The following is a 12,395-nucleotide window of genomic DNA, read 5'->3' on the forward strand; positions in this document are numbered from 1 at the left end:
TGTGAAAATACTTGGAAAAGTGGCGTTGCTGAAGCGCGTGTATGATATTATATCATGTCCGGTAGCATCGGTCTTGTATAGTAAATAGACAACAGCTCCGGAAGGCAACAGCTCCGGAAGGCAAGAAAAAAACTTAAATTTCCTGTAGATATCCACGCTAACTTTTACACAAACGATTGCCTTCGGACATGATATTAATCCTAATTACTTAGAAGTCAGGAGGGAAGAAAGAATAAGAAACCCTCAGTAGAAGGAGAAAGTTTTTTGCTCGCCCTCTTATATCAAATCCGGTAGCATCGGTGTAATTAGATGGGGAGATGAGGAGATGGGGATATCTAGAAAGATTTGGTAATGGTTGAAGATTGAACATTTTTTTATACCGAATTAAACGGATTTGATATTATCCTGAATGATATCATACCTCAAATCAGCAACGCCGGAAAAGTTATGTGCAGGAATATCTACCATCAATGCTGAGTCATATCATCTCCAGTAGCATCGGTCTTGTATAGTAAATAGGCAACAGGCAACAGGCAACAGCTCCGGAAGGCAAGAAAAAAACTTAAATTTCCTGCAAATATCCACGCCAACTTTTACACAAACGATTGCCTTCGGACATGATATCATTTCTCAAATAGACATCTCCAGAAAAGAGGTAGTAGGCAGTAGGTAGTAGGCAGTAGGGAGAAATAATTGATAATTTATGTGTGAGAATTGATTTTATTTTTGATTTGTACCAGATGTCTAGTAAACATCTCCAGAAAAGAAATAACAGGAAACAGGGAACAGGGATAAATAATTGACAATTTGAATTGCTTTTGTGTAAAAGTTAGGGTGAATATCTATAGGAAATTTAAGTTTTTCTAACTTTTAAGTCTTCTGTTCTAGATAACTAAAGCCTTCTTCTTTAGCTAATAAAAATGGTATAACTTGATATAGCATTCTCAAGTAATTAAGTAATTTATATGGATTTTGAAAAACCATTAGGCTCAGTAATTCAAGGTTCTCTCAGTCAAGGATTAGAAGTACGACTACATCCAGACATATTAGTAGAAGATATGCGGGTTGGTAAATTTTTGGTCGTAAAAGGAGTACGCGCCCACTTTTTTTGTATGCTAACTGATGTTTTATTAGGAACATCCAGCGAACGAATAATGATTAACCCTCCCTTACCTACAGATGATTTTTTACAATCTGTTTTAGCTGGAGGTAGTACTTACGGCACGATCGAACTTGCACCAATGTTGATGTTAATTATCTCTTCAGAAAAGTCCCCAGTATATTTCAATGCTAATAACGATAATAGCAATAAGAAAAAATCTCAATCTATAGAAAATTTAGCATCTTTTGAAGCTCAAACCAGTGCTGAAATTAAATTAATGCCAGTGAAAACTATTCCGAGTCATTTTTCCCAAGTATTTGACGCAAGTGAGAGAGATTTTAGTCTGGTTTTTGGTAGGGAAGATGACCAGAGTCGGCGCAATTTTGCTGTAGGTAAACCTATTGATATGGATGTACCTGTTTGTTTAGATTTAGATAGATTTGTAGAACGGAGTAATGGCATTTTTGGGAAGTCAGGAACAGGTAAGTCTTTTCTGACTCGTTTACTTTTATCTGGAATTATTCGTAAAGGAGCTGCTGTAAATTTAATTTTTGATATGCACTCTGAATATGGTTGGGAAGCAATGGCGGAAGGAAAACAAGTTAATACGGTAAAAGGTTTAAAACAATTGTTTCCAGAACGAGTGGAACTTTGGACTCTCGATCCAGAAGCTACTAAACGTAGAGGGGTGCGAGATGCACGAGAATTGTATTTAAGTTATAACCAAATTGAGGTGGAAGATATTGGGTTGGTGCAACGGGAATTAAATTTATCTGAGGCAAGTATTGATAGTGCAAATATTCTGAGAAGTGAATTTGGTAAATCTTGGATTTCTCAATTACTGGAAATGACTAATGAAGATATCCAAACATTTTGTGATGAGAAAAGGGGTCACAAAGGTTCAATAATGTCTTTACAAAGAAAGTTATTGCGACTGGATAATCTGAAATATATGCAGAAAAAAAATACTAATAATTATATTGAGGAAATTTTAGAATCTTTGGATGCTGGTAAACACGTTATTATTGAATTTGGTTCCCAGTCAAATATGCTTTCTTATATGTTAGCTGCTAATATGATTACTCGTAGAATTCATAATAGTTATGTACGGAAAGCTGATAAATTTTTGAGTTCTAAAAATCCAAGCGATCGCCCTCAACCATTAGTCATAACTATTGAGGAAGCTCACCGTTTTCTCGACCCTGCAATAGTACGTTCAACTATTTTTGGTACAATAGCTAGAGAAATGCGGAAATATTTTGTGACTTTATTGGTAGTAGACCAGCGACCTTCTGGGATAGATGCGGAGGTTATGTCTCAAATTGGTACAAGAATTACAGCTTTATTAAATGATGATAAGGATATAGATTCTATTTTCACAGGAGTTTCTGGCGGTCATAGTTTACGGTCTGTATTGGCAAAGTTGGATTCTAAACAACAAGCTTTGGTATTAGGTCATGCGGTACCGATGCCAGTAGTTATTCAAACTCGCGCTTATGACCAGACTTTTTATCAGGAAATTGGAGATACAGACTGGCGATATGTGTCTGATGAAGAATTATATGAAGCAGCTCAGGTTGCTCTGGATGATATTGGGTTTTAGGTGTTGCTGAAGCGCGTGTATGATATTAATCTTAATTATTTAGGAGTCAGGAGTCAGGAGTCAGGAGTCAGTAGGGAAGAAAGGAGGAAAAGAGGAAATATTGGAGAATAGTATTGATAATTTCAGTATTTCTTTGGTACTGTCGGTACTTTCATTAATTGATAATTGATCGTGGATAATTGATAATTACCTCTGGTTAAAACCGTTACGGAATTGAATATAAGGAAATATTATTTCTTCTCTTGGTTGATTGGATATGGCGAGGGGACCTCGCCATCCCTCAACCGCTTTTTTCTCCTTAAAAAGGGAGACTTTAAACCAGAATTATTTAATAATTAATAATTAATAATTAATTCTTCGGTAAAATTTCCTTTTTTGCGTAAGTCCTGATTAATTCAAGATATGAAATCAATAATTTTATCTCACTATTCCCTATTCCCTATTCTCTGATCATCAAAAGTTTTAATTAAATTAATTCAAGATATGAAATCAATAATTTTATCTCACTATTCCCTATTCAATATTCCCTATTCCCTGACTATAGCTATAAATTTAATAGAATTAGCTGAGAATTTTTTAGATGAGTTTGTCCTTATTCTGAAGATTTTTATTGAAGCAGTTGCTGTTTTTATTATTGCTTTTGCAGTGCTAAAAGCACTAGCACAAATGTGGAAAAGACGGAAAAACAAGAGGCTTTTTGCACAAGATGGAACAATCAGACTTGAATTAGGTATCTCCCTAGTTCTAGCTTTAGAATTTCTCTTAGCTGCTGATATAGTAGGAACTGCCATATCTCCAAATTGGAGTGATATTGGAAGGTTAGCAGCAATTGCTGGAATTAGAACTTTTCTCAACTTTTTCCTAGAAAAAGAAGTGAAAGAACTGGAAGAAAAAAATAATCTCAATAGATAAAATTTTAAGAAGGATGATATTGGGTTTTAATTTTTAATTTATGGTCTAGAGAGAGATGCGATCGCTACTACTGGAAAATGAATCTACTCAATCTATTTTTAATCTACCATAAGGTTATACCATGTCCGGATAATTAGGTATAATAAAAATGTTCTACTCTCAATTTTGAAGAAATATCCCAAATTTCTGCTCCATTTCCAGTGTTCTTGCTTTGACTTTAGCGATCGCCCATTACACATTATATCATGTCCGGTTGAACAGTGATAAATAAATAACTACGGAGGAGTCAGGAGTCAGGAGTCAGGAGTCAGGAGGGAATAAAAAAGAAGGAAGAGGAAGAACTGGAGTTGAAGGAGAAAGTTTTTTTATAACTAATTATCCGGACATGATATTACTTGATTACAAGATTAAAATTAAATGACATCAACATCCTATTATAATTCTGATGCAACTCCTGCATACCGTGGGTATAGACTCCAAGCGTTATATACACTTTCAAAAATATTAGAATCTGATAAAAGCTCAGGTTTGATTTTTCAACCAGAAGGAAAGGAAGATTTAGCAATTTTTAATGACAAGAGAGATTTGCTGGAAATCATTCAAGTTAAAGCATATACTGGCAAGCTTACACTATCCACGTTTTCTCCTGACAAGTCAGATTCTTTTTTTTATAGAGTTAATGCAGAATTAAAACAATATTCCGAATTAAAAGTAAGTGTGGTCAGTTTTGGGCCGATTGGGCGAGAAATATGCCAAGCTTGTGAAACAGAAGGAGATAAACGTAATCAAGTTGCCGAAAAACTAAGTAGCTATGGGAGATTATCAAAAGTAGAATCTGAGAAGCTATTAGACTGCATCACATTGATACCTACCACAGAGGATGCTATCAGAGAAACAGTATATAAACTCTTACGAGAAAGTTTAACTGGTATAGATTGCAGCTGTGCTTTTGAATTATTGAATTATTGGTTATACGAATGTGCGGAGAATAAGACAGAAATTACTAGAGAAGAATTAATTAAAAAAATAAATGATGTGGGTAGGTTTTTAGCCGAACGTGCGACCTATCACAATGAGTGGTTTACCTCCATAGTACCAATTGAAGATGTAGATATTCAATCAGAGCAGCAAAACAAGTTATCTAGTGAATTTTATCGAGGAGTTTCAGCTAGATATGAGCATATTTTAGCTGATGTGGATAAGCCAAGATTCCATAAGCTCAAAGATATAAACGAGAAATTTAAGCACAACAGAGTAGTAATTATTCATGGTGCATCTGGACAAGGTAAGACTACTCTAGCATATAGATACTTATATGAGTTTTTTCCCAATCAATGGCGTTTTCAAGTTAAAACAATTGATAGTAGACAACAAGCACTTAGTATTGCAAGAGCAATAGATGGTCATGCTAATGCTATTGGTATACCTTTAGCTGTCTACATAGATGTTTCACCAAATGATATTGGTTGGGTTGAGCTAGTTAAACAGTTATCCACACACAAAAATATCCTCATTCTCGTAACTGTTAGAGAAGAAGACTTTCGCAGAGCAAGTGTTTCTGGTGTAGAACTTCAATTTTCTAGTGTTGAATTAAAGTTCGATCAAACTGAAGCTGAAGACATATATGAATGGCTTGCTCAGACAGCCAGACCTACTCAATTTTTGAATTTTGAAGATGTTTGGACTAGGTTTGGTGATCAAGGTCCACTAATGGAATTTGTTTATTTGGTAACTCAAGGTAGCTCTTTAAGGGAACGTCTTCAACAACAAGTCAACCGTATTGAAGATGAAGTAGGACGTTGTGAGATACCAGAATCAACGCTCGAACTACTTAGGCTAGTTTCTATTGCATCAGCTTTTGAATCGCGACTAAAAATTAAGCCCCTTATTCAAGAGTTAGGTTTACCTACCCCAAGACGTACATTTGAAATACTTGAAGAGGAATATTTACTCAGACGTAATGAAGACTGCTCCCTTGTTGGTGGCTTACATCCTATCCGCTCTACTATTCTTACAGAACTACTTACCGATCCAACCTTTGCACCTTGGGGTGAAAATGCAAGTAGATGTCTACCAATAATCTTTGAAAACGATCTGGAAAGTTTTCTTCTTCACTCATTCTCACGTCGTCAAGAAGAAAGTGGGGAGTTGATACAGAAGCTTGAAACTTATCAGCCACAACAATGGGTTGCGATCGCTGGGATAATCAGAGCGTTACTATGGTTAGGAGTCAAAGAGTATGTAGGAGCTAATCATCAGTTAATTCAAGAGGTATATCAAAAAGTAGGACGTGGCTGGATTTTTACTTTAGACTTCGATATTACAAATGTAAGACCTGGTACATCAACTTCCCTGCAACACAGTTTGAGTAATTTCTATTCTCAAGAAGGAGTAGAATATATAAAAACTGTTCACACTCGTCAAGCTGACAAGCAAACTTTATTTACACGAGTAAATTCCTGGCTCTCTAGCCAATCACAATATCCTATCGATCCTGAATCAGAATTAGATTGGTTTTCGGTAGCAGAAGTCATGTTTTGGATTGGCTATACCACAAGTAACAGCAGTTTACCAAATTGCATACCTGATGTAGCTATTAACTCTTTGGTAAATAACTTACCTGTGGCAATTTTAGCGGAAATGGCATTAGGTTTGTTTTATTACTCTGAAGAAAAATACAAAGCTTGGTTAAAGACAAATTATTCAGAATTAATCAACCGTTTTCGTCAAACAACACAAACTATCGTATGGGAGGATGATGGTCAAAAAATAATATCTCATTTTCTGATCGAAATTGATTTGCTCAATAGTATGGAGAGCGAAGAAGATCGAGGTTTTGATCGACAAATAGTAGATGAGATTACAGAAAGGGTAAGGCTGTTTAGAAAACTACTTCCTGATAGAGAAAGATATGCTTGTTATGGATACGGACATCAGATATTGCCAGGTGAACTACCAACGGGTGATGAAACACATAAAGATATTTCCAGAGAAAATTTTCTACTAGAGCGACCTGTCTTTTTAAATTCCATATTTAAAGCAATTGTAGACCAAGACTTCAGACCTGATACATGGGAGGATTATGTCGCTCAAATTATCGAATTGAGAAATAGCATTATTAATAATTTACAGCTACTAATAAAAAATTTAGAAATTTATTTTAGAAAGAAAAGAAAAACAGATTCATTTGGTAATAAAGCTGACTGGAAAAACTGGGAAAAATGCAAGCAATCCCTCGTCAAACCTCCTTTGTTACCAAGATGTGCCTTTGATGAATGGGGATTTATTACAGACCAAAAAGATACTTCAAAAGACGCAAGTAGTAACTTTAACATAAAAGCATTGGCACATCAAAAATATAAAAGCTATCTTAAAGTCATGGAAGATTATAAAACTGCTTTACTGAAATTTTTTAGTCAAGCTGTGGAGGAGATTATAGCAATAAATCCATTTCTAGGAGAAGTAGATAATTCAAAAATCCAAGAACTCGCAAATGCTATAAATATTCATCATCAAATTCATATTTCTACATATAATTTGGCAGATGCTTGTAAAAAAATGCCAGCTTTTCAAGTAGAGTTTAGCAATCTTTTTGACAGCTTTTCAAGTGAATCATTACAACTTTTAGAACGTCAAGAAAGGGAAATTATTACACAAGTTTGGAACTTATGGTACTTCTTTGGTCACCATTGCCAAAAACACTTACAAAATGCTACACAAGAATGTAAGCAACTTGTAAATAAGAAACTAAAGGAGCTACAAAATAAACTTAAAAAAGAACTTAAAGCTGCTGCTGTAGATGGACTAAGTATTAACATAATCTCAGAATATATTTTATGGAAAAAGGAAAAATTTCTTTGCTTAACTGTTAACTCTAACAATCTAATTAACACTTATAACTCATTAGAAACAATTCTCAATGCAATACGTCAAGCAATTAACAAAGTTGAAAGTAATAAGTTGCGAGAATATGTACTAGAATTTAACTGGCCTTACATAGTAGTTATTCCTTTAGTAAAAGGTAAGCTATCAAGTATTACAGCATGGCGATTTTCAACACTTGTTTTTCTAAATGCTTCTGATAATAGCAAGTTGGAATGGTGGAACTTTGTTCTCAAATCTATACCTAAAAATGTTATTGGTGAGTTGAAATTAGAAAGTTGGAATTTACCGCGCCTCGAAGTTGTAAACAAAATGGTATCTTCTTTTTCTCAACTGTTGACGCTAACATCCCATGTCAGAGATTTTCAGAGACTACCACCAGAACGTGATGAACAAGGTTCTGAAGAATTAAAATCTTACTTTCAAAAAAATTATAAACCAATGAGTGAATTGCTTGAAACAACCTTAAATTCAATTGCAGAAATGGAAAAATATTTTAATAATTTACAACCTTCTGAACAAAAAAAGCGAACAAATTTAACTATAGCGATGCAAATAATGATAAAAATACATCAGAATATTTTGCCAAATTCTGAATCATCCAAAGCAGGTATAATTGAAGAAACAATGAACTTATCTGATGTAATAGAGTTGGCTAATAGAATTAATCAATCTCATAGAGATGTCTCTTTAGGATATCTATACTGGGTAGCTGACGTTATTGATACAAATAGTTATTGTGATACAGATAGTTGAGGAAAATTATAATAAATTGATATTGATATTTTAAACTGTTCCGAAATATTAATTATGATGAATGCTCAAAACAATAACCTATCTGTTAAATGATGATCGGGATATTGTGTTACAGAATAGTTGAGCAAAATTATAATAAATTGATATTTATATTTTAAACTGTTCCGAAACATTAATTATGATGAATGCTCAAAACAATAACCTATCTGTTAAATGATGATCGGGATATTGTGTTACAGAATAGTTGAGCAAAGTTATAATAAATTGATATTTATATTTTTAACTGTTCCGAAACATTAATTATGATGAATACTCAAAACAATAACCTATCTACTAAAGAAGAACAAAGATTAGAAGCAGACCTCAACCATGAAGCATACTGGAGACGCTGGGGGCCATACTTGAGCGAAAGACAATGGGGAACAGTACGAGAAGACTATAGCGAAGATGGTTCCGCTTGGGATTACTTTTCCCACGAACAATCTCTTTCTCGTGCTTATCGATGGGGAGAAGACGGTATTTGTGGTATTTCAGATAATCATCAACGACTGTGTTTTGCGATCGCTCTCTGGAATGGCGAAGACCCTATTATCAAGGAACGACTTTTTGGTTTAACGGGAAGTCAAGGAAATCATGGGGAAGATGTTAAAGAATATTATTTTTACTTAGATAATACCCCCAGTCATAGTTACATGAAGGCACTTTATAAATATCCTCAAAGTACTTATCCTTATGCTGACTTAGTAGCAGAAAATCAACAGCGCGACCGCAAATCTTCAGAATACGAACTACTCGACACAGGAATATTTGCAGAAAATCGTTATTTTGATGTTTTGGTTGAATATGCTAAAGCAACAACAGAAGATATCTTAATTAAAATTACAGTAAATAATCGAGGTTCAGAAACTAAGACGTTACACTTATTGCCCACTCTTTGGTTTAGAAATACTTGGTCTTGGGATAATAAATCCCAAAAACCTATGCTCAAAAAAATCAATCCTGGTCTCATTGAAACAAACCACCCAACTTTAGGAAAAAGGTGGTTTTATTTTCCTCAGACAATGGAACTATTTTTCACAGAAAATGAAACTAATAAACAAACCTTATTTGGAGAAAAAAATGATTCTCTTTATACCAAAGACGGCATCAATAATTATCTAGTTAATGGTCAAAAAGATGCCATTAATCCAGAGATGTATGGAACTAAATTTTCTCCACATTATCGTCTCGAACTAGAACCTGGAGAAACTAAAATTGTTAAATTAAGACTTGCTAACTCCCCAGAAATTAAACAGCCTTTCGACACAGAATTTGAAGAAACTTTTCAAACTAGAATTCAAGAAGCAAATGAATTTTATCAGCGTCTTTCCCCTTGTAAAATGAGTGAAGAACGACGTAATATTCAGCGTCAAGCCTTTGCCGGACTACTCTGGACAAAACAATATTATCATTATATTGTTGAAGAATGGCTAAAAGGCGACCCTACCCAAGCGCCAGTACCAGAAAACCGTAAAAATATCAGAAATTATGGGTGGGTTCATCTATTTAATGACGATATAATTTCCATGCCTGATAAGTGGGAATATCCCTGGTATGCTGTTTGGGATTTAGCATTTCATGCCATACCTTTAGCAATAGTTGACCCTAATTTTGCCAAACATCAATTAGACCTAATAACCAGAGAATGGTATATGCACGCCAACGGTCAATTACCAGCTTATGAATGGAATTTTAGTGATGTAAATCCTCCCGTTCATGCTTGGGGAACTTGGCGAGTTTATCAAATAGAAAAAGAACTTTATGGTCGTAGCGATCGCAAGTTTCTCGAAAGAGTATTTCAAAAACTTTTACTCAATTTTACTTGGTGGGTAAACCAGAAGGATGTTGAGGGAAATAATGTGTTTGAAGGAGGTTTTTTAGGCTTAGATAATATTGGAGTATTTGACCGTAGTGCAGAGCTACCAACCGGAGGACATATTGAACAATCAGATGGTACAAGTTGGATGGCAATGTACTGTCTAGATATGTTAACTATTGCTCTGGAACTTGCTAAAGAAAATGATGTTTATGAAGATATTGCCTGTAAATTTTTCGAGCATTTTCTCTACATAGTTGATGCCATGAATCATTTAGGTTCAGATGGAACTCAACTCTGGGATGAAACGGATAATTTTTATTATGATGTTCTCCACCAACCAGATAAAGAAGATATACATATAAAAATCCGTTCAATAGTAGGATTAATTCCATTATTTGCTGTGGCAATTATTGACTCAGAAACTTTACAAAAATTACCTAAATTCCAGAAACGGGTAAAATGGTTTATGGCAAATAGGATTGACCTTAGTACTAATATTGCTTGTATGGAAGCTTGCGGTATTGACTCAGAACGTTTATTAGCAATTGTTAGTCCTGAACGCCTACGAATAATCCTCGAAAAAATGTTAGATGAAAATGAATTTTTCAGCGATTATGGTATTCGTTCCTTATCTCATTTCCATGCCAAAAATCCCTATATTTTTAATGCTAATGGAGAAGAATATAGAGTTGATTATGAACCTGCCGAATCTACCAGTCAAATGTTTGGAGGAAACTCTAATTGGCGGGGCCCAATCTGGTTTCCAATTAATTATTTAATGATAGAATCTCTGCAAAAATTTCATAATTATTTAGGTGAAGATTTTCGAGTGGAATGTCCGACAGGTTCAGGTCAGACGATGAATTTATGGGAAGTATCATTAGAAATTGAAGCGAGACTAATTAAAATTTTCCTCAAAGATGAAAATGGAAAATCTCCGGTTTATGGTGACACAGAAATATTCAAAAATAACCCCCACTGGCAAGATTTAATTTTGTTTTATGAATATTTTCATGGCGATAATGGCGCAGGTTTAGGGGCAAGTCATCAGACTGGTTGGACTGGTTTAGTAGCAAAGTTGATTCAGCAACGGAGCGAATATGTCTGTGAAATTTAGTTTTGCTTAGAATAGAGATTTCTGCTTATATAGAATCCGGGGTAGTGCGTCAAGGAAGTGTGGGAAGTGTGGGAAGTGTGGTCCGGGTGGGAAGTAGAAGGAATAACTGTAGCTGTATCTTTTTGTGCAAGTCTGCCACTGATCATAGCTTTTATGGTCTGATCTCAAATCCGGTTAAACAGTTATAGATTGGTTAACTCAACCATGAGACAGTCCTAACTCCTCAGCAGGAGAAAGAATCACAAACATTTATTAGTGATGACGATTCGAGATTTTTTTTGATGTCCAATTAAACGGATTTGATCTTAAAGGCTGAAAAATTTGCACTTTTTTCCCGACAAAAATCTAAAAAACTCACTCTTGACAGTGCTTTTACAGCCTTACTTACTTATCCCACACTTTACTGATGCACAACCGAATCCGGTTATACAGTATATGTTTCAGGACTTACGCATAATCACCATATATAGTAGGGGCTAATTGCATTTTTCCCTACAGATAGCGTATTATCTAAGAATTTGCGTAGGTCCTGTGTTTATAATTTTATCCACACTTTCTCACCTTAAATCTCCCCATCCCCCCATCTCATAGCAATTTGATAAATGTTTGTTACAAATGGTAGGGACGTTGCATAAGGGCGTCCGTACGAAAGAAGGAAGAGGAAAGAAGGAAGAAGGGAGAAATATTGAAAAAAATGGAAAAACAATATAAATAACTATCTAAAATGAACTGGACTAGCTATTTTTAAGCATATCCGAGCAAGTTCTACCTTTTTGTAGCATTCTTTTTTCAAATTGGTATAATTCTATCCACACTTTCTCGCCCCTCATCTCCCCATCCCCCCATCTCCCCATCTCCCCATCTCCCCATCCCCCCATCTCATAGCAATTTGATAAATGTTTGTTACAAATGGTAGGGACGTTGCATAAGGGCGTCCGTACGAAAGAAGGAAGAGGAAAGAAGGAAGAAGGGAGAAATATTGAAAAAAATGGAAAAACAATATAAATAACTATCTAAAATGAACTGGACTAGCTATTTTTAAGCATATCCGAGCAAGTTCTACCTTTTTGTAGCATTCTTTTTTCAAATTGGTATAATTCTATCCACACTTTCTCGCCCCTCATCTCCCCATCCCCCCATCTCCCCATCTCCCCATCTCCCCATC

At 35.0% G+C, this 12,395-nt stretch carries 6 protein-coding genes; 5 read left to right on the forward strand and 1 reads right to left on the reverse strand.

The annotated features are described in order from the left end of the window. The first annotated feature begins 965 nt into the window (after window positions 1–965). The 5 genes from F6K23_RS20660 to F6K23_RS20680 all read left to right on the forward strand — a co-directional run bounded on the left by F6K23_RS20660 (window position 966) and on the right by F6K23_RS20680 (window position 11,418). The gene (locus tag F6K23_RS20660) at window positions 966–2,705 is read left to right on the forward strand and encodes an ATP-binding protein (RefSeq protein WP_293159292.1); all 1,740 of its coding nucleotides are present in this window, start codon (window positions 966–968) and stop codon (window positions 2,703–2,705) included. A gap of 483 nt (window positions 2,706–3,188) precedes the next feature. Beyond that, on the forward strand, window positions 3,189–3,617 hold the full coding sequence (locus F6K23_RS20665) for a DUF1622 domain-containing protein (RefSeq protein WP_293159294.1): 429 nt from the start codon (window positions 3,189–3,191) through the stop codon (window positions 3,615–3,617). A gap of 417 nt (window positions 3,618–4,034) precedes the next feature. After that, window positions 4,035–8,255: a hypothetical protein gene (locus F6K23_RS20670; RefSeq protein WP_293159296.1), complete on the forward strand. Its 4,221-nt coding sequence runs from the start codon at window positions 4,035–4,037 to the stop codon at window positions 8,253–8,255. A gap of 302 nt (window positions 8,256–8,557) precedes the next feature. Next, complete coding sequence (locus tag F6K23_RS20675) at window positions 8,558–11,230, forward strand: glucosidase (RefSeq protein ID WP_293159298.1); 2,673 nt, start codon at window positions 8,558–8,560, stop codon at window positions 11,228–11,230. A 2-nt stretch (window positions 11,231–11,232) separates the two neighbouring features. Continuing rightward, complete coding sequence (locus F6K23_RS20680; protein ID WP_293159300.1) at window positions 11,233–11,418, forward strand: hypothetical protein; 186 nt, start codon at window positions 11,233–11,235, stop codon at window positions 11,416–11,418. 546 nt (window positions 11,419–11,964) lie between these two features. On the opposite strand, the gene F6K23_RS20685 is transcribed toward F6K23_RS20680, so the two are convergent. Continuing rightward, the gene (locus tag F6K23_RS20685) at window positions 11,965–12,108 is read right to left on the reverse strand and encodes a hypothetical protein (RefSeq protein ID WP_293159302.1); all 144 of its coding nucleotides are present in this window, start codon (window positions 12,106–12,108) and stop codon (window positions 11,965–11,967) included. Window positions 12,109–12,395: the final 287 nt, after the last annotated feature.

Origin of the sequence: Okeania sp. SIO2C9, assembly GCF_010672455.1 — a bacterium.
Lineage (GTDB): Bacteria > Cyanobacteriota > Cyanobacteriia > Cyanobacteriales > Microcoleaceae > Okeania.